This is a genomic window from Streptomyces sp. NPDC079020, from assembly GCF_044542225.1.
Classification (GTDB): domain Bacteria; phylum Actinomycetota; class Actinomycetes; order Streptomycetales; family Streptomycetaceae; genus Streptomyces.
The window spans coordinates 187,372-210,673 of sequence record NZ_JBITUB010000009.1 but is presented as its reverse complement, the minus strand read 5'-3'; the positions used below and the strand labels follow the sequence as shown (position 1 = coordinate 210,673).

Sequence of the window (23,302 nt, the reverse complement as noted above, 5' to 3'; positions counted from 1 at the left end):
CGGGTGCTACGGGGCGAGAAGGTTCCGCGACAGACGGGGCGACGGCGGTGCCGCGCCGTCCAGCGTCGCGGAGTGCAGCGCCGCGTGCTCCTCGCGGGGCACGACCGAGCGGCCCCCGCGCAGCGTCAGACGGTTCCCCCGCGGGGTCGTCCAGCGGAGCTCGGCGCAGTCGCCCGCCGCCGCCACCTCGGGCGTGGACCCGGGCTGGCCGTCGTCCGTGACGCCGGTGACGGGAGTGAGGGAGAGCGTTCCCGCCGCGTAGGCCTCGCCCGCCGCCTCCCAGTCGAGCTCGACCGGGGCCGCGCTCTCGAAGAACACGACCTCGATCCGTACGCCGTCCTCGCGCGGGACGAGCCGCGCCGTCGGCGTACGGCCGCCGAAACCGCCCCCGGCCAGCCGGAAGTCGAGCTTCGCCGTCCCGAGGTCCACCACGACGCCGTCGGTGAACGCGGAGGCCCGGGGTACGGGCGGCGCGCCGATCACGTCCACCACCAGACGCAGCGAACGGGCCCGGAACCGGTCGCCCGGCCGGATCATGTCGAGGTGGTGGTGGCGGTCGCCCGCGGGGCAGGCGAAACCCGTCATCCAGGCCACGTGCGGACCGCTCTGCACGGTGCCGATCACGCCCGAGGCGAAGTCGAAGTCCTCCGCCCCGTCGTCCTTCACGAGATGGACGTGCACATGCCCCGCCCCGCCGTCCGGCCGCACCCAGTGGCCGAACAGCGGGCGCCGCTGCAGCCAGGTGTCCTGGTGGTTCACGCTGCCGAGCGTGGTGACCCGGTCCAGCCAGGTGGTGCCCGTCTCGGGGGACGGGGTCTCCAGGAACAGCTCCCGGTGCTCGTGCTCGCTCTCCAGCTCCAGCAGCCGGGGGCGGGCCCAGTCGGGCATCCGGTAGTCCACGCAGGCGTGTACCCCCTCCAGCAGGCCGGTCGGGGCCGCTTCGCCGGCCGGGCCGCCCACCAGGCCCCGGGTGGCCTTCACCAGGTGGGGCGGCGCGCCCAGGTCATTGCTGTAGCAGCGGGCCATCGGGCCCGACAGCTGACGGGTCGGGGGGTGCCAGCGGGCCAGGAAGTGTTCCCACAGCCGGTCGTGCAGCCGCTCGTTGACGGCCAGCACCTCCTCGTCCCGCACGTGCTCCCTGATCAGCGTCAGGGTCTGGATGACGACGCCCCAGTAGGACGGGCTGTTGAACTCGGTGAAGCTGCCGGTGGCGTCGATCGCCTCCGCGAGGCGCACCATGCGTTCCTTGCCGTACGCGAACACCGCTTCGTCGCCGAGGACCTTGCCGGCGGCGAGCGTGACGAACGTGCCCATCGCGGCGACGTTCGTGTACGTCAGATGGATGTTCCTGCGGATGATGGAGGCGGCCGCGTGCCGCAGCGACTCGTGCAGTTCGCGCAGCACGGGGGCGGGCAGCCGCTCGCCGTGCCGGGCGTGGATCAGGAGCAGATGGATGCCGAGGAAATCCGCCCAGTTCCAGTCCGCCGGTTCCATCCGGTCGGCCGGTTCCTCGGCGTAGTAGCCCCAGATGCCGTAGGTGTCGCTCGCCGTCGACCGGTCCTGGAGCCCGGCGACCTCCAGGATCACGGAGTGGGCGCGTTCGGCGTCGCCGTCGCCGTCCCGCTCCAGGAGCAGCAGAGCGTAGTGCAGGGAGTTGCGCGTGGGGTGTGCGGGACCGCCCTTGATGTTGGTGTGGATGGGGTTGTACGGGGCCTCGACCTGCAGCAGGTTCGCCTCGGCGTCCCAGCAGCGGTCGCCCTCGGCAAGGGCCGCACGCAGCAGGGAACGGTCGTACTCGGCGGCCGACCAAGCAGGGTGCACGGGATGTCCTCCAGCTCGCGATCGCCTCTCCGGCGATCTCGGAAACGCTTGGGAAACGTTTTCCAGAGGCTAAGCCGATGTCAACGCCCCGGCAAGGGGCCCAAGGGGGAACCGGGGCAGGAAGTCCGCACCGTACCCATTGACGCGGCGATATGTCGCGAGGCAAGGTGACCCCGGCTGGAAAACGCTTTCCGGCTGGTTCCCGCTCTGCCCCTGAAGGAGTTCCCGATGAGACCCTCCCTGCGCACCGCCCTGACGGGCATCACCGCCGGTGCGCTCGTCTGCGTGCTTGCGTCGTGCTCCGATGCGGGCAGCGGAGCCGCTGCCGACGGCATGGTGACCATCACTGTCTCGGGCCGCCCCCCGGCCACCAACGCCGCCGCGCTGAAGACCTTCGAGACACGGGTCGCCGCGTTCGAGAAGGCCAACCCCAAGATCCGGGTCAAGACGAACGAGTACCAGTACGACCAGCAGAGCTTCCAGACCAAGGTGGGCGGCGGAAGCCTGGAGACCGTGGTCAGAGTACCGCTCACGGAGATGTCGGGGCTGATCAAGCGCAAGCAGATCTCGGACGTCACCGCGGAGTTCGGGCAGCTGAAGAACGGCGACCAGTTCAACGACGCCGTGCTCGCCGCGGCCAAGGGGCAGGACGGCAAGATCTACGGCGTGCCCACCGAGGAGTACGCCATGGGCCTCCTCTACAACCGGGACCTCTTCGAGAAGGCCGGACTCGATCCCGAGAACCCGCCCAGGACCTGGTCCGAGGTCCGCACGGCCGCCAAGGCCATCACGGACAGGACCGATGCGGTCGGCTACGCCCAGGCGACCAAGGAGAACGCCGGCGGCTGGATGCTGACCGCCATGACGTATTCCTACGGCGACGACATGCAGAAGAAGACCGGCGCCACGTGGGCCAACTCCTTCGACGCCCCCGGCAGCGGTGCCGAGAAGTCCCTGGACCTGCTGCAGCGGATGCGCTGGTCGGACGGGTCGATGGGCAAGAACCACCTGCGCAGCATCACGGACATCGAGAAGGACTTCTCCGCGGGCAAGATCGGGATGGCTGTCACCGGTCCGACCGCGGTCAACCACTATGTGCAGCAGTACAAGGGCGACCCGCAGACGGTCGGGCTGTCCGCCATGCCCGTGGACGGTCCCGCGCGGCGCACCCTGGCGGGCGGCAATGTCGCGGTGATCAGTCCGAAGGCGAGCCCTCAGGAGAGGTCCGCCGCACTGAAGTTCATCGACTTCTACTACCTGACGACCAAGTACGACCCGAAGATCGCGGGTGAGGACGCGGCGGCGAGGAAGAAGGACGGCGGCGTCGTCGGCGTCCCGGTCGTGCCGTTCTACAAGCCCGCCATCTCCGACCCCGTCGACGCCGCGGTCAACCAGCAGGCCAACACGCCGGTCGCGCACTTCGCCGGGTACACCCAGGCCCTCAAGGACTTCGAGCTGGTCGTGGAGCCTCCCATCGAGGCACAGAACGTCTACAAGGCCCTCGACAGCGCCGTACAGGCCGTACTGACCCGTGAGGACGCCGACCCGGCCGAGCAGCTGAAGAAGGCCGCCGGACAGGTCAAGTCCCAGGTGGAGCGGGCCCAGCGCTGAGCACCGCCGCACAAAACGCTTGAGGAGCCGTCAATGAGCAGGTCGGACGCGCCACCGGCGCCCGCCGGGGACCGCACACCGAAAGACCGCACACCGATGAACCGTTCCGTGAAGTCCACCGCGCCCCGGCCGGACGGGCCGCCGCAGTACGCCTCCCCGCGTCGTGGCGGCCCGGCGGAACGCTTCGTCCGCTGGATCAGGCAGGGGGGCATCACCACCATCCTGTTCGGCCTGCCGATGGTGCTGTGTTTCGCCTACTTCTCCTGGTGGCCGATCGTCCAGAGCGTGCGGCTCAGCTTCCAGCAGACCAATCTGGTCGGGCCCGCCCAGTGGGTGGGCCTGGACAACTTCCGTACGGTGCTGGACGACCCGCTGCTGTGGACGGCGGTCGGGAACACCGCGCTGTTCGCCGTGCTGGCCCTGGCGATCGGCTTCCCCGTACCGCTGTTCCTCGCCGTCCTCATCGCGGAACTGCGCCGCGGCGGAACCCTGTTCCGGATTCTGGCCTACCTTCCGGTGGCGATTCCCCCGGTGGTCTCGGTGCTGCTCTGGAAGTGGTTCTACGACCCGGACGCCGGCCTGTTCAACCAGCTGCTCGCCCATGTCGGGCTCGGCCCCTACCCATGGCTCCAGTCCACCGACACCGCCATGCTGTCGATCGTCCTGGAGGCCACCTGGGCCGGTTTCGGCTCCACGGTGATCATCTACCTGGCGGCGCTCGGTTCGGTGCCGAGCGAGCTGTACGAGGCCGCCGAGATCGACGGGGCGGGCATCTGGCGCAGGGTCTGGCACATCACCCTGCCGTCACTGCGCGGCGTCATCCTGATCATGCTGCTGCTCCAGGTCATCGGCACGCTCCAGGTGTTCACCGAACCCTTCGTGATGACGGACGGCGGGCCCGAGGACTCCACCCTCACCGTCCTGATGCTGATCTACAACTACGCCTTCCAGAACGGCGACTACGGGGCGGCGACCGCCCTCAGCGTGCTCCTGGCCCTCGTGCTCGGCGCGCTCTCGGCGGTCTATCTGCGGGCGACGAGGAGCTGGAGCAACTGATGGCCGTCACGACACCCACCCGCCCCCGGGGCAGCAAGCGCGCCGAGGAGAGCTCCCGCGGGCTGATCTCCTCGGCCGACCGCCGGCGGACCTCCGTACGCACCTCGCTGCTGTCCGTCCAGACGCTCTCCCTGCTCCTGCTGATCGCCTTCGGTGCCGCCCCGCTGTACTGGACCTTCAAGGGCGCGGTCTCGCCGACCCAGGAGCTGCTGCGCGACCCGCTGGCGCTCTGGCCCGGCAACGCCCAGTGGGACAACCTCTCCCGCGCCTGGACCGAACTCCAGGTCGGCCAGTACCTCTGGAACACGGTGGTCCTGGTGACCGGTTCGGTCGTCGCCCACCTCTTCATCGCCACCACCGGCGGCTACGTCCTGTCCGTCCTGCGGCCCAAGTGGGCCACGCCGGTGCGCTGGATGGTGCTCGCCACCCTCTTCATCCCCGGCTCGATCTCGCTGGTCGCGCTCTATCTCACCGTGCTCGACCTGCCCGGCCTCGGCATCTCGCTCGCCAACAGCCCCTGGGGCGTATGGCTGCCGCACGCGGCCAGCGCCTTCACGGTGCTGATCGTGATGAAGTTCTTCGACGGCATCCCGCGCGAACTGTTCGAGGCCGCACGCGTCGACGGCGCGGGCCCGTTGATCATCTTCCGCCGGATCGTGCTGCCCATGTCGCGGCCGATTCTCGCGGTGGTGACCCTGCTGACGGTCATGAGCTCCTGGAAGGACTTCCTCTGGCCCCTCATCGTCATCCCGGACACCGAGAAGCAGCCCATCTCCGCCGCACTTCCGCGCCTCGCGGAAACGGCGGAACAGTCACTGCTCATCGCCGGGATGCTGCTCGCCATCCTGCCCCCCGTCGTCCTGTTCCTGATCTTCCAGCGGCAGATCGTACGGGGCGGGGGAGGCTTCACCGGCCTCAAGGGATGAGAACCACCCGGGCACCCACGCGGATCCCTCCGCGCGGGCCGTCGGCGGCAGCGGTGCGCGCCGGCGGACCTGGCCGGTGTGCTCCGCCGGGGTACAGCCGACGGAGCACACCACCGCCCGGGAATCCACCCCGAACGCACCGCACCGATCCGATCGAGAGGACACCTCGATGGAACAGAACGGCACGATCCGGTCCGGAACCCCGGCTCCGGCCAGAGTAATGGGCCGCACCCGCCGTCCCGCCGCGTGGGGCAGTGCCGCGGCCCTGCTCGGCTGCCTGCTGGCGGCCGCGCCCCTGCCCGGTACGGCACCCTCCGCCCACGCGGCGGCGGCCACGCTCACCGTCACCTCGCCCGACCTCTTCTTCGTCAAGGGCCAGGCGAAGATCACCCTCACCTCCGACCAGACCTCGGTGACCTGGAAGGCCGTCGACGACCAGGGCCTGACCGTCGCCTCCGGCACAGCGCCGGTGACGGGCGGCACCGCCACGGTGGACGCCACCGCTCTGGGCAACGGCTACTACACGCTCACGGCGACCGCCGGCACCACGACCCGCACGGTGAACTTCGGCGTGGTGACCGCGCTGGCCGGCCATGAGCAGAAGGACCCGCGCTTCGGCACCGGCATCCACTACGGGTGGAACGACGGCGACGACCAGAAGCTGCTGCGCTCGGTCAAGCTGATGGGGATGCACGGGATCCGGTCCGACATCAACTGGAGCGGGATCGAGAAGACCCCCGGCCAGTACACGTGGAGCAACTACAGCACCGACCAGCACATCCCGTACGCCAAGAGCCTGGGCCTGGTCTCCCTGCCCATCTCCGGCTACCGCAACCCCAACTACGACAGCAACAGGACGCCCGCCTCACCGGCCGCGCTGGAGGCGTACGGGAAGTACACCGCCGCCGTCGTGGAGAAGTACCAGCAGTCCTCGAAGGAGGTCGAGATCTACAACGAGTACAACTCGACCGGCTTCAACAACGGCACCTGCGGCATCACCGCCGACTGCTACCTCCAGATGCTCAAGGCGACCTACGGCAAGGTGCACGCCAAGGTCCCGGACGCGACCGTCGTCGGCGGGGGCCTGGCCGGCCTCCAGCCCGACTGGCTGAAGCGGCTCTACGCGATCAAGGGCCTGGACTACATGGACGCCCTCAGCGTCCACCACTACGGCTACCCGAGCCCGCCCGAGCAGGCCCTGGCGAGACTGCCGCAGGTGCGGGCCGATCTGGACGCGGCGGGCGGCGAGGACTTCCCGCTCTGGATGACCGAGAACGGCTATCCCACCCATGCCGACGGCGTCACCCAGGCCACCCAGGCCGCCTATGTGCCGCGCGCGCAGATCTTCTCCTTCGCCTCCGGTGTCGACCGCTACTACTGGTACGACCTCACCAACGACGGCACCGACGCCAACAACAAGGAACACAACTTCGGCGCGTTCAAGCGTCCCACCGCCGGCGTGGCGGCCTGGCAGCCCAAGCCGTCCGTGGTCACCGAGAGCGTCCTGATCCGCCAGCTCGCGGGCCGCGCCTACGCCGGCCGTGACGACGCCGGATCCGCCGACATCCGCTCGTACCGCTTCGGCAGCGGGGCCTCCACGGTCCGCGCGCTGTACACGACGGCCGCGGCCCCGGGAACCGTCCAGCTCTCGGCCACCGGACCGGTCACCGTCAGCGACCAGATGGGCCGCGAGAAGACCTACGTCCCGGTCGGCGGCAAGGTCCAGCTCGGCGTCGACGACAAGGTGCTGTACGTCAAGGGCGCGGTCAGCGCCGTCAAGGCCGTCACCGCCCCCGCCTTCTCCCTCGAACTCCCCGAGCGCACCAACACGGAGGAGTCCGTCACCGCGGTGCTCAAGGTCGACCGCACCGAGGGACAGCCCCCGGTCTCGCCGCTGCTCGACTTCCGCGTCGCCGGGAAGACCTACCGGGTGACGGCGAAGCCCGGCACCGTGACCCGCAGGACCATCGACCTGCCCACCTCCGCACTGACCGGCACGCGCTCGGTCAGCGGCACCGTCGGACTCGGCCCGGTCAACCTCGGCCGGATCACCACCGACACCGATGTGGTGCCCCCGACGGAGGTCGCCTTCGACCCGGTGGTGAAGAAGGCAGCACCTTTCGCCGCCGCGCTGAAGGTCACCGTCACGAACAACCGCGCCCGCTCCGCGCTCGACCTCAGCAAGCTGGAGTGGCAGGTCAACGAGGGGACCACGTATCTGGACCGGGGCACCATCGCCGGGCCGATCAAGGTCGGTACCGAGAACAAGGTCTCGTACACCGTCGACGCGCGCAACGTGAAGCCGTGGAACCGCTACTGGACGGCCGCCTACGTCAGCACCCCCGACGGCGCCAGGAACGCCGTGGGCACCTGGAGCGGCTGGGGCGCGGTCGAGCCGTCCGGCACCGGCACCACCACGCCCATCGACCTGACCACCCACGCCGGCAAGAAGTACTCGGGCGGCTACCAGGGCGAGGCCGACCTCTCCGGCTCGATGCGCCCGCAGTACACCGCTGCCGGGCTCGTCCTGAAGGGCGAGTTCACGGACAACGCCCTGTACCAGCCCGCCACCAGCGCCGAGAACATGTGGCAGGGCGACAGCCTCCAGTTCGCCGTCACCCCCGAGGTGCCGGGCCGCAGCCGTCAGTACGTCGAGGTCGGCGCCTCCCTCGTCGGCGGCAAGCCCCAGGTGTACACCTGGCGGCCGCCGGCCGGTCAGAGCGCGGGAATCACCCCCGGCGCGACCGCGCAGATCACCCGTGAAGGCACCACCACCCACTACACGGTGACGGTTCCCTGGGCCTCCCTCGGCCTCAGCGGCAAGCCGTCCGCCTCCATCGGACTCGGCTTCGTCGTCAACGACGCGGACAACGACGGACGGGGCCGCGGCTGGTTCGAGTGGGGCGCCTCCATCGCCAACAACTCCAAGACCGCCTCCGGCCTGCGGGCGGTCCAGCTGACCGACTGACCGGGGCAACGCCCGCGGACCGGTCCGATGAAGGACAGCTCCCCACGAACCGGCGGGGCCGGGTGCACCTGACAGCACCCGGCCCCGCTGCTCCATGCCGTACGACCCGCACCGAAGATGTCATCACCCACCACCGCGAGGAGACGCACCACATCATGGCCCTGTTCGACCTGCCTCTCGACGAACTGCGCGACTACCGGCCCCGGATCGCGGAGCCCGACGACTTCGACGCCTTCTGGGCCAGGACCCTGGCCGAGACCCGCGCCCACGAGCCCGCCATCACCTTCGAGCCGGCCGACACCCCGCTGACCGGCATGCGCACCTGGGACACCACCTTCGCGGGCTACGGCGGCCACCCCGTCAAGGGCTGGTTCAGCGCCCCCGCGCACGCCGAGGGCCCACTGCCGCTCGTCGTCCAGTTCCACGGCTACAACGGCGGCCGCAGCCTGCCGCACTGCTGGGGCATGTGGCCGCTGGCCGGCTTCGCCCACTTCGTCATGGACGTACGGGGCCAGGGCAGCGGCGGCAACGTCGGGGACACCCCCGACCCGGTCGGCTCCGGCCCCTCCCACGCGGGGTTCATGACCCGGGGCATCGAGGACCCGGAGAGCTACTACTACCGCCGGGTCTACGCCGACGCCGTACGCGCCGTCGAAGCGGCACGCACGCACCCCCTCGCCGACCCCGCCCGCACCGTGGTGCTCGGCGGCAGCCAGGGCGGCGGCCTGACCCTCGCGGTCGCCGGACTCGTCCCCGGCCTGTCGGCCATCTCCGTCGACGTACCGTTCCTCTGCCACTTCGGGCGGGCCGTCACCCTCACCGACGCCAACCCGTACTCCGAGATAGCCCGCTACCTCAAGGTCCACCGCGGCAAGGAGGAGAACACCTTCCGCACCCTGTCGTACTTCGACGGGGTGTCGTTCGCCGCCCGGGGCAGCGCCCCCGCGCTCTTCTCCGTCGCCCTCCAGGACCAGACCTGCCCGCCGTCCACGGTCTTCGCCGCCTACAACGCCTACCGGGGCGAGAAGGAGATCGAGGTGTACCCCTTCAACGGACACGAGGGCGGCGCCATGTACCAGGAAGCGGTCCAGCTGCGCCGGATACCGGCGCTGCTGGACCGCGACTCCTGATCCGGGGCCGCTCAGCCCGCCGCGGCGACCGCCAGGCGCAGCGTCAGGATCTGGAACGGGCGCAGCACCAGCTCGACCACGTCCCCCTGGACGGTGACCCGCTCACCCTCCAGGGGGCGTTCCAACAGGTCGGTCACCGTCGCCGAGGCCAGCGGGAAGCCGGCGGTCAGACGCGCGGCGGCCCGCCCGCCGTGCGCCTCGTGGACCCGGACGACCACGTCCCCGCTCCCGTCGTCGGCCAGCTTCACCGCCGTGGCGACCACCGCTTCACTGTCCAGCGCGACCAGCGGCGCCACCTCCGCACCGCCCCGCACCCGGCGCTCCGGCAGACTCAACTGCCAGCCCTCGCGCACCGCGTCACCGACCGTCGCACCCGGCAGCAGCGCATAGCGCAGCCGGTGCACACCCTGGTCGGTCGCCGGGTCGGGGTAGCGCGGGGCCCGCAGCAGCGACAGCCGCACCGTGGTGGTGGTGGCGCCGTCCGCACGGACCGTACGGGTCACATCGTGGCCGTACGTCGAGTCGTTCACCAGCGCCGCGCCCCAGCCCGGCTCACCGACATGCAGGAAGCGGTGCGCGCAGATCTCGAACTTGGCCGCCTCCCAGCTGGTGTTGGTGTGCGTCGGACGCTGGACGTGCCCGAACTGCGTCTCCGCCGTGGAGTGGGCGGCCCGCACATCGAGAGGGAAGGCCGCCTTGAGGAACTTCTCCCGCTCGTGCCAGTCGACCTCGGTGTCGATGTCCAGGCGCCGGGCCCCGGCCCGCAGCGTCAGCAGCTGGGTGACACGGGACGCGCCGAAGCTGCGCACCACCTCGATGCCCTCGCCGGCCCGGCGTACCGAATCGGCCTCGGTCAGGTCGGTCACCGTGTTGCGGTAGAACGAGTCGACGTCCCAGGCGTCCCAGCGGTTGGGCAGGTCCGGGTGGATCTGGAGCAGGTTCGCCGCACTGCCCGGGGCCACGGTCTCGCGCCCCCCGGCCACCAGGTCCAGGACCGACACCACCAGGCCGCGCGCGTCCACGGTCACCCGCAGAAGCCCGTTGTCGAGCCGGAAGCCGCCCTCGTGGGACTCGATCCCCACGGGTTCGTCCGCGGCCTCGCGCACAAGTGCGCCACCGCCCGCCGGAACCCCCGCCCGGGAGTGCGGCGCGGCGTTGAACACGACCGTGCCCCCGTCCTCCGGCGAACCGGCCAGCGCCTGCTGGGCCCCGCCGATCACGGCCTCCAGCTCCTGGGCGATCCGCGCGTACGTGGCCTCCGCCTCGCGGTGCACCCAGGCGATCGACGAGCCCGGCAGGATGTCGTGGAACTGGTGCAGCAGCACGCTCTTCCAGATCCGGTCCAGCTCCTCCTGCGGATAGCGGAACCCGGTCCGTACAGCCGCGGTGGCGGCCCACAGCTCCGCCTCCCGCAGCAGATGCTCGCTGCGCCGGTTGCCCTGCTTGGTCCGTGCCTGAGAGGTGTACGTGCCCCGGTGCAGCTCCAGGTACAGCTCGCCCAGCCACACGGGCGGCCGGGTGTACTCGGCCTCCGCCGCGGCGAAGAACTCCGCCGGTGTCTCGATCGTCACCCGCGAGGAGCCCTCCAGGTCCGCCAGCCGCCCGGCGCGCGCCAGCATCTCGCGGGTGGGGCCGCCACCGCCGTCGCCCCAGCCGAACGGGACCAGCGAGCGGGTGGCGTTCCCCTTGTCGCGGAAGTTCTCCTCCGCATGCGCCATCTCCTGGCCGGAGAGCTCCCCGACATAGGTGTCCACCGGCGGGAAGTGCGTGAACACCCGGGTGCCGTCCAGCCCCTCCCACAGGAAGGAGTGGTGCGGGAAACGGTTGGTGGTGTTCCACGAGATCTTCTGCGTCAGGAACCAGCGCGAACCGGAGAGCGCGACCAGCTGCGGCAGAGCGGCCGAGTAGCCGAACGAGTCCGGCAGCCACACCTCCCGCGTCTCCACCCCGAACTCCTCCAGGAAGAAGCGCTTGCCGTACACGAACTGCCGTGCCAGCGCCTCCGATCCGGGCATGTTGGTGTCCGACTCCACCCACATCCCGCCCACCGGCACGAACTGCCCGGCCGCGGCCTTCTCCTTGACCCGCTCGTACAGGGCCGGCTGGTGCTCGCGCAGCCAGTCGAGCTGCTGCGCCTGTGACATCGCGAAGATGAACTCCGGGTGGTCGTCCATCAGCGCCACCACGTTCGAGGTGGTGCGGGTGACCTTGCGCACGGTCTCGCGCAGCGGCCACAGCCACGCGGAGTCGATATGGGCGTGGCCGACCGCGGAGAGGCGGTGCGCCGAGGCGTTCGCGGGTGAGCCGAGCACCGCCCGGAGCCGCTCGCGGGCGGCGGCCGCGGTGGCGTTGACGGCATCGAGGTCCAGCGCGTCCAGGCACCTCTCCACGGCCCGCAGGATCTCCCAGCGGCGGGACGAGCCGAGGGGGAGCTGCCGCATCAGCTGGTCGAGCACCTCCAGGTCCTGGACGAGCTCCCACACCTGCGCGTCGAAGACGGCCACGTCCATCCGCTCGACCCGGTACAGCGGCTCGCTGCCCGCCGTCTCCCGGTCGCCGAGGTCACTGACCCCCTCCAGTATCTCGGGGTTGGCGGCCGCCTCCAGGTAGTAGGTGAACTCCTCGCCGCCCGCCACCGGCTGTCCGACGCGCAGCCAGGTGTTGCACGGGTTGAGGGCCTTCACCACACTGCCGTCCGGCCGGTGGGCGAGGGCCTCCGCCGAGAATCCGGGCCGGTCGCGGGCGAACCCGAGGTCGATCACCGCCTCGACGGTGAGCCCCGCCCAGTCGGCGGGGACGCGTCCGGTGACCCGGAACCAGCTGGTGCCCCAGGCGGGTCCCCAGGCGTCACCGATCGCGCCGGGCTTGTACGGGGCGTTGACCGCCTCGGCGAACGGCACCGGTTCGCCCGGGGCGTGCCAGACCTCGATGTCCAGCGGCGCGGTACGCGGATGGATCGCCGGACGGATGCGCTCGCGCAGGACACGGTCCAGGCGTTCCTCGGTCAGGGTGCGGTCGTCATGCATGGCAGAAGCCTCTTCCGGGCTGGGGGAGCGATGGGGATGGTGCGGGATTCGGGGACGTACGGGAGGGCCGGGACGGGCGGGGGCGCAGGGCCGGACGGCGAACCGGGTACGGGATCAGGGGAGCTCGTCGAAGCCCGCACAGGGCAGGGAGAGCTCGTCGGCCAGGGCCAGGAGCCGCTCCAGCCGCGCCGGTGTCACATGGTTCGCCTCGTGGGCGTCGGCGACGCAGTGGGCGTACAGCGTGCTGACGCCGCCGTCCTCGGCGCTCCTGCGCACCGCCGCCTCGACCCCGGACAGATCGTCGCCGTACGCGAGCGGCCCGCGCCCGGAGTCCACCGAACAGCCGGGCAGCACCCTGCGGGCGGCCACGTCGGCCGCCGGGACGTGCAGTTCGTCCGCGAGCGACGGATCGGCGCGCCGGTCCGCCGGCACCCCGCCGCGCAGTCGCTCGAACAGGCCGAGCAGCAGCCGGTCGGTGGTGTCGTCGCGGGCACTGCACGGGTAGGCGAAGGTCCGGGCCGCGAAACCGAGACGGCGCAGCTCCTCCAGCGCGGGCAGGATCTCCCGGCGGAGGTAGGCGGCCGGGCCGTGCGCGGCGATGAAATCGGGCGCCCGCTCGTGCCGCAGGCCGTGGCAGCCGATGGTGTGGCCGTCGTCCGCGAGCCGGTGCAGCAGGCGCCGGTCCTCGCGGTCGAGCCGGTCGGGCTCGCAGATGAAGAAGGTGACCCGGGAGCCGTACCGCCGCAGCAGCGGCGCCGCGGCGGCCCATTCGCGCAGGTGCCGGTCGTCGAAGGTGAGCAGCAGCGCGCGGGTGATACCCGTCATCGCCCCGACTCCCCGGGGGCCCAGCCGGGAACGGATCCGTGCAGCGCGGTGTAGAACGGGTCGCCCGGGACGATCTCACCGGCCAGGACCGGGAGTCCGGTCAGGGCGGCCTTGTACATGGCGGTGATGAGTTCGAGGGAGCGCCGGCCGTCCCCGGCGCTCGCCCGCGGCCTTCGGCCCGCCCGCATGTCGGCGAGCAGCGACCGCAGTTGGGCGGCGTGCGAGCTGGGGACGTCCTGCGCGGGCGTGGACCAGGCGGCCGCACGGGCGGGGTCGACGCCGGGTGCCGGGGTGTAGGTCCAGTCGCCGTTGCCGTATCCGTAGAGATGGTTCAGCTCGATCGTGGCGTCGCGCAGATCGATGCGCAGATGGCTGACCTGACGCGGCGAGAGCGCGCTGTTGACGACGGTGGCGAGGGCGCCGGAGGCGAAACGCACGGTCGCGGTGGTCACATCGTCGGTCTCGGTATCACGGGCCAGCCGGCCCGCCATCGCCCGGATCTCCGCCCAGTCCCCGAGGAGTTCGAGCAGCAGGTCGATCTGGTGGATGCCGAGTCCCATCGCGGGGCCCGCGCCCTCGGTCGCCCACTTCCCGCGCCAGGGGACCGCGTAGTAGGCGTCGTCGCGGTACCAGGTGGTCTGGCAGTGGGCGACCAGCGGGGCTCCCAGCTCACCCGAGGCGATGAGCGCCTTCGCGTGTTCGGCGCCCGAGCCGAAGCGGTGCTGGAACACGACGGGGGCGTACGGCCCGCGCTCGCCCTCGGCGTCCGTCATCGCGTCGTACTCCGCGAGGCTGAGCGCGGGCGGCTTCTCGCACCACACCCAGGCCCCCGCCTCCAGTGCGGCGACGGCCTGACGGCGGTGGGCGACGGGCGGGGAGGCGATGACCACGAGATCGGGGCGGGCCTCGCGCAGGGCGGCCGCGAGATCGGTGGAGTGGTGGGGGAGGGAGAAGTCCGCGGCGAAGGACCGGGCGGCATCGGGGTCGGAGTCGACGGCGCCGACCACCGTGAAGTCCGCGGGGTGTTCGAGGAACGCCGGCATATGGACGGCGCGGGCGATGTTGCCGGCGCCGACGAACAGGACGCGGTAGGGCGTCGGGGTCACAGACATGGAAGGACCGTCCAGGTGGGTGAGCGATGTTGTGGAGTGGTAAGCGTTTTCCCGCAGGTGGGAAAAGCGCCCTCCCCGGGAGGAGGGCGGAGTCGGGCGTGGGAGAGGCGGTCAGAGCGTGGCGTAGAGCGCTCCGGCGCTGTTCACCGGACCGTTGCGGAGCCGGTCCGGCCAGTCGAGGGCGAGGCCGAGGGAGTCGCTCAGCCGTCCCTGGAAGGAAGCCAGCCTGCGTTCCGTCCCGCGTACGGCGCGCGGCGGCAGCCGGTGCTCCAGGCAGTACGACACCAGCGCGCCCACGGCCTCGCCGACCGCCCACTGGCCCTGGTGCCCGCCGAACGCGGGTGCGCTCAGGTGCGTGGCGCCGAGGTTCTGCCCGGCCGGAAGCAGGTTCTCCACCCGCACGGGCAGCAGCGCGCCCAGCGGCAGCTGGAACGGCAGGCACTCCAGATCCAGTCCGGGGCCGCCCCCGGTACCCGGTTGCAGGGTGATGCGGGAGCGCAGCGTCCCCACACTGTCCGTGAACGTCCGGGCCCCCGGCGCCCCCGCGCGGGCGGCGACGGTGAGATGGTGCTCCAGCACCGTGAACTCGGCCCGGATGCGTCGGGATTCACGCACCCGCAGCGACTTGGCGAACCCGTCGACTGTCCCGGTCACGTCCGGCCGCAGCCGCAGCTCCGGATAGCCGTGGCCGTCGTCGTGACGGGGCGCCCGGGTCTGCATCCAGTGGAGGAACGACAGCGCCTGCTCGCGCGCCTCCTGTTCGGCCTGTGCCCGTACGCCGTCGCCGGCACCGGCGAGCGGCAGCCTGGTGTAGGCCGTCTGCGGCCAGTCGACCAGGGTGATGTCGCTGTCGAAGGTCCCGGGCAGATACCGGCTGCGGGCGAGCGCCCGGCGCTGGTGCCAGCGGTCGTTGGGCGGCGCGGCCCACGGCGGGACGTCGTCCGGTTCGTGCAGGAACAGCGGCACGGTGCGCGGTGCCGCGCCGCCCGGCTCCGCCGTCTCCCAGGAGAAGGCGGCGGCCCACCGGTCGTAGCCGGCCGGCCGCTCGACCGTGTGGTCCTCGCCGGGGCGGTGCTCCAGGGCGAAGACCCATGAGGCGGGCTGCTGGTCCAGGGGATCGGCGACGGCGGCGGCGTGCGGCTCGCCGGTCTCCTCGCGGGACTCGGCCCCGGTGACATGCTCCACGCCCGCGAGGGCGAGCAGCTCGCCCAGGTCGGTGGCGTCGACGACGTACGAGGCGGAGACGGTCAGCCGGTCCCCGCCGGGGCGCTCCAGGGTGACGGCGGCGACCCGGTCGCCGTCCGGGTGGGCCGCGACCGGCCGGTGTTCCGGCAGCACGGTGACGCGCCCCGCCGCGAGGTGCGGGGCCAGCAGCTCCTGGACGACGGCGAGCGCGGCGCGTGGTTCATGGCTGAGGTGGCCGGTGGTGCTGAGCCCCGGGTCGAGCAGGGGATCCGCGTACGGCTCGGGGCACAGCGGGTAGTTGCGCCGGTAGAAGTCGCGTATCCGCTCCCGCAGGTCGCGATAGCCGGGGGAGACCGGGTCCAGTTCGATGCGGTGACCGTCGGCGAGCGGCACCGCCTGGGCGGTGAGCAGGCCGCCGGGCCAGTCGGTGGGGTCGGTGAGCACGACCCGGTGGCCGAAGCGGGCGGCGGTGAGCGCGGCGGCGAGACCGCCGGGACCGGCACCGACCACGAGGACGTCGGTCCCGAGTTCGCGGGCGGGGGGTGCGGGGGTGGCGGACACAGGAGTCTCCTCCCTCAGGGCCGGCGGGCGGCGACGGTGCGGAGCCGGACCGGCGCGGAGTCGCGCGTCCTGATCCGGACGGGAAGCACGATCTGCTCGGCGCTGCGGTACGGGTCCTCGCCCGCCGTGCGCTCCGAGATCCGGTTGACCAGGAGTTCCACCGCGCGGGTACCGATCTCCCGTGCGGGCAGCCGGGCGGCGAAGCTCGTCAGCGGCAGCAGATCGTAGGGCCCGGCGTCGTCCATGCCCGCCAGCACGATCTCGTCCGGCACACCGATGCCGAGCGACGCCAGATCGGCGGCGGCCGTGGCCACGGCGAAGCCGTGGGCGCACAGCAGCGCGGTCGGCGGCTCGGGCGCGGCGAGCAGTTCGGACAGCAGGTTCCTGCGGTCGTCCTCGGGCAGTGCGGTGTACGAGCGCAGGGCGGTCAGCTGGGGGAGCAGCGGCTGTCCATGGGCCCGCAGGGCCTGTTTGTGACCGGTCATCCGGTCATGGACGCTCGTGCACTCCGTCTCGCCCCAGAGCGTCGCGATGCGCTCGTGGCCGGCGGCGAGCAGCTGCTCGGTGAGGCGGTAGCCGACGTCGTAGTTGTCGGCGGTGACGGCGTCGATGGCGAGGTCCGGGAAGTACCGGTCGACCAGCACCATCGGGATGCGCAGACGCCTCATGTCCTCGAGCACGGCGAGATCGGGCGAACCCTGCACCGGGTACAGGATGATGCCGTCGACCCGGTCCTCGACCGCCTGTCGCAGCGCCCTGTCCTGGCGGGCGGTGGACGCGGGGTGGTCGGCGTGACCCGTGGTGGTCATCCCCATCGCGGTGTCGGAGAAGAACATGCGCAGCTCGCGTTCGGCGCAGCTCGACTCGATGCCGCGCAGCACGTCGGACTGGTGCGGCCCCTGACCGCTGATGATGCAGGCGATCACTCCGGAGCGCTGCGCGGCGGGCTCCCCGGGCCGGTCCGAGGGCGCCGCGACAAAGGTGCCCAGGCCCCGGCGGCGTACCAGCAGGCCTTCCGCGACCAGGTCGTTGAGGGCCCGCACCGCCGTGGTGGAGCTGACCTGGAACCGTTCGCGCAGCTGGTTCTGGGTGATGAACGGCGCACCCGCCTCGTACTCGTCGCGTGCCACCTCGGCCCGCAACTCGTCCTTGATCCGCTGGTACTTGGGTCCGGACATGCCCATCCAGCCACCACCCCCTCTGTTTGACGCGTCAAAGCAGCGTGGGTCCCAGTGTGTTGATGGTTAACGCATTATTTCAAGGGGGTTGCAGGGAAAACTTGTGTATTAGCGCGTCAAGTGAGCGGGTCGGGCCGCTTGAACGCGTCAACCCGAAGGGCGGCGGCTCAGCCGGCGGGGCGCGGCGGCGGTGCCGTACTGGCCCGCACCACGAGCCGCGACGGCACCGCGAGCGACCGCGGCGAGGCCGACGCGTCGCCGAGCGCCAGCAGCAGCGCCCGGCGCCCGATCTCCTCCAGCGGCAGCCGTACGGTGGTGAGCGCGGGAGTCACGTCGGAGGCCACCGGGAGGTCGTCGAACCCGACCACGGAGACCTCGGCCGGCACACTGCGGCCGAGGTCGTCGCGCAGCGCCGCCAGGGCGCCGAGGGCCATGGCGTCGTTCAGCGCGAACAGCGCCGTGATGTCCTGCGACCTGCGGAAGATCCGCACGGCGGCGGCGCGTCCGCCGTCCCGGGTGAAGTCGGCCTCCGCACGATGGCGCTCCTGGACCTGCACGCCGAGCTCCGCCGCGCGCTCCAGGAACCCCTGCAGCCGCTCCTGTACCGAGACCAGGGCCAGCGGTCCGCAGATGACGCCGATCTCCGTGTGCCCGAGGCCGACGAGGTGCTCGGCGACCGCGCGGCCCCCCTCGCGGTTGCCCGGCATGATCGTGTCCACCGGAAGGCCCTGGTGCGCCACCGCGGTGACCCGGCCGCCGTGGGCCGCGAACGCCTCCAGTTCCTGGGTGAGCGCGGGGCTGCCGCCGGTGAAGCCGGACCCGGCGAGGATGACGGCACGGGCCCGCTGCGCGCGCAGCCGCGCCACGTACTCCGCCTGGAGCTGGGGTTCGTGGAACGTGCCCGCCAGCATCACCAGGAGCTTGCGGTCGCGGGCGACCTCCATGACACCGGCCGCGATGGCGGAGTAGTAGGCGTCGTTCACATCGTGGACGATCAGCCCGACGATGGAGGTCGTGGACTGCACGAGTGCGCGGGCCGGTGCGTTGGACACGTAACGGAGCCGGGCGGCCGCCTCCAGGACACGCTCCTGGAGCTCCTGGGTGACGTTGCGGTCGCTGTCGCTGAGGACGCGCGACGCCGTGGCAAGGGATACCCCGGCGTCCTGCGCGACCTGCTGGAGCGTCACGGCGGACGACGGGCGGGGGCGGGCGGAACGTCGATTGACCTGGCTCGGCATAGGTCTACGATAGCTGCACTGAAAGCGTTTTCCCATTGCATCCATCAGTGGATCCGGCGCCGTGGACGCGCCGTCCGGCAAGGGCCGCGCACCTCGAACAGACGATCATGACGCGCGGCGGACGGCCGCCCGCGCTCCAATGGACGCGTGACCGCGCCTCCCGACGACTGCCTCGCGCGCAATGAATGGATCTGCGGCGCCTATCTCTCCAGCCGCCGGGAGATCCTCTGGGACGCGACGGTCCAGCACCTCCAGCTGACCTCGGTCTCGGTGCTCATCGGTCTGGCCCTCGCCCTGCCGCTCGCGCTGGCCGCCCGCGGCAGGCGCTGGGCGGCCGGACCCGTGCTCGGCCTGACGACGGTCCTCTACACCGTCCCCTCGCTCGCGATGTTCTCGCTGCTGCTGCCGGTGTACGGGCTCTCCGCCACGCTCGTCGTCGCCGGACTCGTCCTCTACTCGCTCACCCTTCTCGTGCGCAACATCCTCGCCGGACTCCGGGCCGTGCCCGAGGAGACCCGGCAGGCGGCGCGCGGCATGGGCTACGGCCCCCTGCGCCTGCTGATGACCGTGGAACTCCCGCTCGCCCTGCCCGCCTCCATGGCCGGACTGCGGATCGCCACCGTCTCGGCGGTCTCCCTGGTCACGGTCGGGGCCATCGTCGGCCACGGCGGGCTCGGCAACCTCATCTACGCGGGCATGAACACCTACTTCAAGGTCCAGGTGCTCACCGCGTCCGTCCTGTGCGTCGTCATCGCCGTGGCGGCCGACCTGCTGCTCCTGGGCGCGCAGCGGCTGCTGACGCCCTGGGCCAGGAGCCGGCCGTGACCACCCTCGCCGACACCTGGTCCTGGCTCACCACGGCCGCCCACTGGTCAGGGCCCGACGGGGTCTGGCACCGGCTCGGCGAACACCTCTGCCTCACCGCGGTCTGCCTGCTGATCAGCTGTCTCATCGCCCTGCCGGTCGCCCTGGTCCTCGGCCACCTCGGCAGGGGCGGCGCCCTGGCCGTCAACATCTCGAACATCGGCCGGGCCGTCCCCACCTTCGCCGTGCTGGTCCTGCTGCTGCTCACACCGGTCGGTACGTACGGCCAGTGGTCGACCGCCATCGCGCTGGTGCTCTTCGCCATGCCCCCGCTGCTCACCAACGCCTATGTGGGGATGCGCGAGGTGGACCGGGACGTGGTCGGGGCGGCCCGGGGGATGGGCATGACGGGCCGGCAGATGCTGCTGGGCGTGGAGCTGCCGCTCGCGATGCCGCTCGTCCTCACCGGCATCCGGATCGCCGCCGTGCAGCTCGTCGCCACCGCGACGCTGGCCGCCCTGGCCGGCGGCGGCGGGCTGGGCCGGATCATCACCGCGGGCTTCAACCTGGCCTCCACACCCCAGGTCGTGGCCGGGGCGGTCCTGGTCGCCGTCCTCGCCCTCCTGGTGGAAGGGCTCTTCGAGGCCGGCCGGCGCATCGCTCCGGACCGGCGCAGGGCCCGGGAAGCCGTGTGAGCCGCCCCCGTACCCCGTACGCCCTGTGCGTCCTTCTCCTGCTGGCCGCCACCGCCGCGGCGTGCGCCACCGGCCCCGCCCTGGAGAACCAGGGTGCTGTCACCGCCCCGCCCGGTGACAGCCGGCACCTCACGATCGGCTCCGCCGGATTCACCGAGAGCGATCTGCTCGCCCGGATGTACGCGATCCTGCTCGGCCGGGCCGGGTACACCACCGGGATCATCTCCGTGACCAACCGGGAGATCTACGAACCCGCGCTGGAGAGCGGCCAGATCGACATCGTGCCGGAGTACGCGGCGACCTTCGCCGACTGGCTGAACGCCAAGACCAACGGCGCCGGCGCCGCGCCCGTCGGTTCCCCCGACCTCGGCACCACGATGAAGGCCCTGCGCTCCCTGGCCGCGCCCCGCGGCCTCACCGTCCTGGACCCGGGCCGGGCCGTCGACCAGAACGCCTTCGCGGTCGCTTCCTCCTACGCCGCGCGGCACCGCCTGAAGACCCTCAGCGACCTGGGAAGGTCCCGGCTGCCCGTGCGGCTGGCGGCGGGCGACGAATGCGTACAGCGCCCGTACTGCGCGCCCGGACTCAGGAAGACGTACGGCATCGACATCACCGCCGTCGACCCGAAGGGTGTCGGCACCACCCAGGCCAGACAGGCGGTGCAGAGCGGTCAGGACCAGATGGTCCTGACCACCACCACGGACGCCACGCTGGACGACTTCGGCCTCGTGCTCCTCGCCGACGACAGACATCTGCAGAACGCCGACCACCTGGTCCCCGTCGTCAACCGCGCGCGGGCGGGCGGCGCCGGGGTGCGCGACGCCCTCGCCCCGCTCGGCACCGTACTGACCACGGCCGCTCTGGCCTCGATGAACGAGCAGGTCGACAGCTGGCGCAGGCTGCCCGAGGACGTCGCACGCGCCTACCTGAGGAAGGAGGGGCTCATCCCGGCGGGGTGAGGGACCGTCGATGTCCTCAGGCCGTCAGCTTCCCCGGGAGCCAGGCCAGCTGGGCGGCCTGCTGGAACGCGCCACCGCCCTCGTGGTCGTTGAAGTCGTACACCTCGATCGTCTTGTCCTGGTGGCCGTAGGCGTTGAAGGCGGCGAAGACCGTCGAGGGCGGGCAGGTCTGGTCCTCCAGGGCCGCCGAGAACAGCGCGGGAGCCCGGCCGCGCGCCGCGAAGTGCACCCCGTCGAAATAGGCCAGGGTGGCGTTGGCCCGCTCGGTGCGGCCGCGGTGCGTCTTGAGGTAGTTGCCCACCTCGCGGTACGGCTGCCGGTCGGTGAGGGTGAGCGCACGCGGGAAGTCGCACAGGAACGGCACGTCCGGGGCGACCGCGACCAGGTCCGGTATGAGACCTCCGGCGGCGATCGCGATGCCGCCGCCCTGGCTGACCCCGGTGACGGCGGTGCGCGCCGCGTCGGCCAGCGGATGCGAGCGGGCGGCCTCCACGGCCCGCACCGCGTCCGTGAACACACGCCGGTAGTAGTAGTCCAGCGGATCCTCGATGCCCCGGGTCATGAAGCCGGGCAGAGAGGGCGCGCTGCCCACGGGGTCGGCCGTGTCGCCCGGCGCCCAGCCGCTGCCCTGGCCCCGGGTGTCCATCACGAAGTGGGTGAAACCGGCCGAGGCCCACAGCAGATGGGTGTGCGCCAGACCGCGCCCGCCGCCGTATCCGAGGAACTCCACGACCACCGGCAGGGGCTCCCGGGTACCCGCCGGAACGACGAACCACCCCTTCACCGGGTGCCCGCCGAAGCCCGCGAACGTCACGTCGTACACCTCGACGCCCGCCAGCCCCGTGCCGGTGTGCCGTTCGAAGCGGGGGTTGAGGTCATGGGCCCTGGCCTCGTCGAGGGTCGTCGACCAGAACCTGTCGAAGTCCGCGGGCTCCACCGACCGGCTGCGGTAGCCGTGCAGCTCGGGGAGGGGCAGATCGAACCGAGCCATGAGGGACCGCCTTCGTCGCAGGAAAAGACGATCACACCGTACGGTCCCGCCCTCAGGCGTCCGCCACCGAGTCGAACGCCACTTCCTCGCGCGGGACGCCCTGAGCGTCCGCGTCCACCGAGCGGCGCAGCGCCTCATGGAGCTTCGCCGGAGTCAGCACCCCCAGGAAACGCGCCCCGTCCAGCACCGCCACCCACCCGGCGTCGTACTGGAGCATCTCGCTGAACGCCTGCTTCAACGGGGCGCCGACGGGCACCCACGCGTCCATCCGCCGGGCCGGCTCACCCACGGTCGCCGGCTCCCCGGCCTCCCGCAGCGCCTCCACCGACACCCAGCCGTGCAGCTCGCCCGCACCGTTCAGGACCACCGCCCAGCGCGCCCCCGCCGCACCCAGCCGGGCCGCCGCGGAGCCGGCCGGTTCGTCGAGCCGGGCCACCGGCGGCGCCCAGAGGTCCTCCGGCTCGATCGCGGTGACCGACAGCCGTTTCAGCCCCCGGTCGGCGCCGACGAACCGGGCCACGTACGGCGTCGCCGGGGTGCCGAGCACGGCGGCCGGGGTGTCGAACTGCTCGATGCGGCCCTCCCCGTACACGGCCATCCGGTCGCCCATCCGGACGGCTTCCTCGATGTCGTGCGTGACCAGCAGAACGGTCTTCCCGACGGTTGCCTGCAGTCCCAGGAACTCGTCCTGAAGCCGTTCACGGACCACCGGGTCCACCGCGCCGAAGGGTTCGTCCATCAGCAGCACCGGCGGATCCGCCGCGAGCGCCCGCGCCACCCCCACCCGCTGGCGCTGGCCGCCGGACAGCTGGGCGGGGTAGCGCGGTCCGTAGATGCCCGGGTCCAGGCCCACCAGGTCGAGCAGTTCCGCCGCCCGCTCCCTGGCCCTGGCGCGCTTCCAGCCGGTCAGCGCCGGGACGGTCGCGGTGTTGTCCAGGACCGTCCGGTGCGGGAACAGGCCGACCTGCTGGATCACATATCCGGTCCGGCGGCGCAGTTTCACCGGGTCGACGCCGGCGATGTCCTCCCCGTCGACCAGGATCCGGCCCGAGGTCGGCTCGATCAGCCGGTTCACCATCATCATGGTGGTGGTCTTGCCGCAGCCGGAGGGTCCGACCAGCGTGACCAGTTCCCCCTCGCGGACCTCGAAGGACAGATCGTCGACCGCGGTCGTGCCGTCCGGGTAGACCTTGCCGACCTGCTCGAACCGGATCAT

17 protein-coding genes are annotated in these 23,302 nt (G+C 71.8%); 8 read left to right on the top strand and 9 right to left on the bottom strand.

The genetic code is table 11. From position 1 onward, the window contains the following. Window positions 1-6 precede the first annotated feature (6 nt). Window positions 7-1,821, bottom strand: coding sequence for a hypothetical protein (locus ACIGJO_RS20790; protein WP_399960053.1), 1,815 nt, complete (start codon window positions 1,819-1,821; stop codon window positions 7-9). Window positions 1,822-2,049: 228 nt separating this feature from the next. On the opposite strand from ACIGJO_RS20790, the gene ACIGJO_RS20785 reads away from it, so the two are divergent. The 5 genes from ACIGJO_RS20785 to ACIGJO_RS20765 all read left to right on the top strand — a co-directional run bounded on the left by ACIGJO_RS20785 (window position 2,050) and on the right by ACIGJO_RS20765 (window position 9,512). Then, complete coding sequence (locus ACIGJO_RS20785; protein WP_399960051.1) at window positions 2,050-3,432, top strand: ABC transporter substrate-binding protein; 1,383 nt, start codon at window positions 2,050-2,052, stop codon at window positions 3,430-3,432. A gap of 96 nt (window positions 3,433-3,528) precedes the next feature. Next, window positions 3,529-4,488, top strand: a complete 960-nt coding sequence (locus ACIGJO_RS20780; protein ID WP_399960271.1) for a carbohydrate ABC transporter permease — start codon at window positions 3,529-3,531, stop codon at window positions 4,486-4,488. Then, window positions 4,488-5,414 (top strand): carbohydrate ABC transporter permease, encoded by a 927-nt coding sequence (locus ACIGJO_RS20775; RefSeq protein WP_399960049.1) that lies wholly within the window; start codon window positions 4,488-4,490, stop codon window positions 5,412-5,414. The genes ACIGJO_RS20780 and ACIGJO_RS20775 overlap by 1 nt, the downstream gene beginning before the upstream one ends. Before the next feature lie 169 nt (window positions 5,415-5,583). Beyond that, window positions 5,584-8,382, top strand: coding sequence for a hypothetical protein (locus ACIGJO_RS20770; protein WP_399960047.1), 2,799 nt, complete (start codon window positions 5,584-5,586; stop codon window positions 8,380-8,382). Window positions 8,383-8,537: 155 nt separating this feature from the next. Continuing rightward, window positions 8,538-9,512, top strand: coding sequence for an acetylxylan esterase (locus ACIGJO_RS20765; RefSeq protein WP_399960045.1), 975 nt, complete (start codon window positions 8,538-8,540; stop codon window positions 9,510-9,512). 11 nt (window positions 9,513-9,523) lie between these two features. Here ACIGJO_RS20765 and ACIGJO_RS20760 read toward each other — a convergent pair whose 3' ends face one another. From ACIGJO_RS20760 to ACIGJO_RS20735, 6 genes are all read right to left on the bottom strand, one after another. Beyond that, window positions 9,524-12,538, bottom strand: a complete 3,015-nt coding sequence (locus ACIGJO_RS20760) for an alpha-mannosidase (RefSeq protein WP_399960043.1) — start codon at window positions 12,536-12,538, stop codon at window positions 9,524-9,526. 114 nt (window positions 12,539-12,652) lie between these two features. Then, on the bottom strand, window positions 12,653-13,363 hold the full coding sequence (locus ACIGJO_RS20755) for a polysaccharide deacetylase family protein (RefSeq protein ID WP_399960041.1): 711 nt from the start codon (window positions 13,361-13,363) through the stop codon (window positions 12,653-12,655). Continuing rightward, a complete protein-coding gene (locus ACIGJO_RS20750) occupies window positions 13,360-14,475 on the bottom strand; it encodes a Gfo/Idh/MocA family protein (protein ID WP_399960039.1) in 1,116 nt (371 codons plus the stop codon). Before ACIGJO_RS20750 ends, ACIGJO_RS20755 begins: the two co-directional genes overlap by 4 nt. A gap of 111 nt (window positions 14,476-14,586) precedes the next feature. Then, complete coding sequence (locus ACIGJO_RS20745; protein ID WP_399960037.1) at window positions 14,587-16,221, bottom strand: FAD-dependent oxidoreductase; 1,635 nt, start codon at window positions 16,219-16,221, stop codon at window positions 14,587-14,589. Window positions 16,222-16,235: 14 nt separating this feature from the next. Beyond that, the gene (locus ACIGJO_RS20740) at window positions 16,236-17,399 is read right to left on the bottom strand and encodes a substrate-binding domain-containing protein (RefSeq protein ID WP_399960035.1); all 1,164 of its coding nucleotides are present in this window, start codon (window positions 17,397-17,399) and stop codon (window positions 16,236-16,238) included. Between the two features lie 167 nt (window positions 17,400-17,566). Beyond that, complete coding sequence (locus ACIGJO_RS20735; protein ID WP_399960033.1) at window positions 17,567-18,637, bottom strand: LacI family DNA-binding transcriptional regulator; 1,071 nt, start codon at window positions 18,635-18,637, stop codon at window positions 17,567-17,569. Window positions 18,638-18,784: 147 nt separating this feature from the next. Between ACIGJO_RS20735 and ACIGJO_RS20730 the strand changes: the two genes are divergently transcribed. From ACIGJO_RS20730 to ACIGJO_RS20720, 3 genes are read left to right on the top strand one after another with little or no spacing between them, the layout of a single operon-like run. Beyond that, window positions 18,785-19,462 carry an ABC transporter permease gene (locus ACIGJO_RS20730; protein ID WP_399960031.1) on the top strand — a complete coding sequence of 226 codons (678 nt, stop codon included), beginning with the start codon at window positions 18,785-18,787 and terminating at the stop codon, window positions 19,460-19,462. Then, a complete protein-coding gene (locus ACIGJO_RS20725) occupies window positions 19,459-20,136 on the top strand; it encodes an ABC transporter permease (RefSeq protein WP_399960029.1) in 678 nt (225 codons plus the stop codon). The genes ACIGJO_RS20730 and ACIGJO_RS20725 overlap by 4 nt, the downstream gene beginning before the upstream one ends. Continuing rightward, window positions 20,133-21,095, top strand: coding sequence for an ABC transporter substrate-binding protein (locus tag ACIGJO_RS20720; protein ID WP_399960027.1), 963 nt, complete (start codon window positions 20,133-20,135; stop codon window positions 21,093-21,095). The genes ACIGJO_RS20725 and ACIGJO_RS20720 overlap by 4 nt, the downstream gene beginning before the upstream one ends. Before the next feature lie 16 nt (window positions 21,096-21,111). On the opposite strand, the gene ACIGJO_RS20715 is transcribed toward ACIGJO_RS20720, so the two are convergent. Both ACIGJO_RS20715 and ACIGJO_RS20710 read right to left on the bottom strand, forming a co-directional pair. Continuing rightward, on the bottom strand, window positions 21,112-22,086 hold the full coding sequence (locus tag ACIGJO_RS20715; RefSeq protein ID WP_399960025.1) for an acetylxylan esterase: 975 nt from the start codon (window positions 22,084-22,086) through the stop codon (window positions 21,112-21,114). 52 nt (window positions 22,087-22,138) lie between these two features. Beyond that, window positions 22,139-23,302, bottom strand: coding sequence for an ABC transporter ATP-binding protein (locus tag ACIGJO_RS20710; protein ID WP_399960023.1), 1,164 nt, complete (start codon window positions 23,300-23,302; stop codon window positions 22,139-22,141).

Coding starts and splice junctions, on each gene's coding strand:
- ACIGJO_RS20740 (WP_399960035.1), bottom strand. CDS start 17,399: ATGTCCGGACCCAAGTACCAGCGGATCAAGGACGAGTTGCGGGCCGAG.
- ACIGJO_RS20710 (WP_399960023.1), bottom strand. CDS start 23,302: ATGATCCGGTTCGAGCAGGTCGGCAAGGTCTACCCGGACGGCACGACC.
- ACIGJO_RS20765 (WP_399960045.1), top strand. CDS start 8,538: ATGGCCCTGTTCGACCTGCCTCTCGACGAACTGCGCGACTACCGGCCC.
- ACIGJO_RS20735 (WP_399960033.1), bottom strand. CDS start 18,637: ATGCCGAGCCAGGTCAATCGACGTTCCGCCCGCCCCCGCCCGTCGTCC.
- ACIGJO_RS20755 (WP_399960041.1), bottom strand. CDS start 13,363: ATGACGGGTATCACCCGCGCGCTGCTGCTCACCTTCGACGACCGGCAC.
- ACIGJO_RS20750 (WP_399960039.1), bottom strand. CDS start 14,475: ATGTCTGTGACCCCGACGCCCTACCGCGTCCTGTTCGTCGGCGCCGGC.
- ACIGJO_RS20775 (WP_399960049.1), top strand. CDS start 4,488: ATGGCCGTCACGACACCCACCCGCCCCCGGGGCAGCAAGCGCGCCGAG.
- ACIGJO_RS20770 (WP_399960047.1), top strand. CDS start 5,584: ATGGAACAGAACGGCACGATCCGGTCCGGAACCCCGGCTCCGGCCAGA.
- ACIGJO_RS20760 (WP_399960043.1), bottom strand. CDS start 12,538: ATGCATGACGACCGCACCCTGACCGAGGAACGCCTGGACCGTGTCCTG.
- ACIGJO_RS20785 (WP_399960051.1), top strand. CDS start 2,050: ATGAGACCCTCCCTGCGCACCGCCCTGACGGGCATCACCGCCGGTGCG.
- ACIGJO_RS20715 (WP_399960025.1), bottom strand. CDS start 22,086: ATGGCTCGGTTCGATCTGCCCCTCCCCGAGCTGCACGGCTACCGCAGC.
- ACIGJO_RS20780 (WP_399960271.1), top strand. CDS start 3,529: ATGAACCGTTCCGTGAAGTCCACCGCGCCCCGGCCGGACGGGCCGCCG.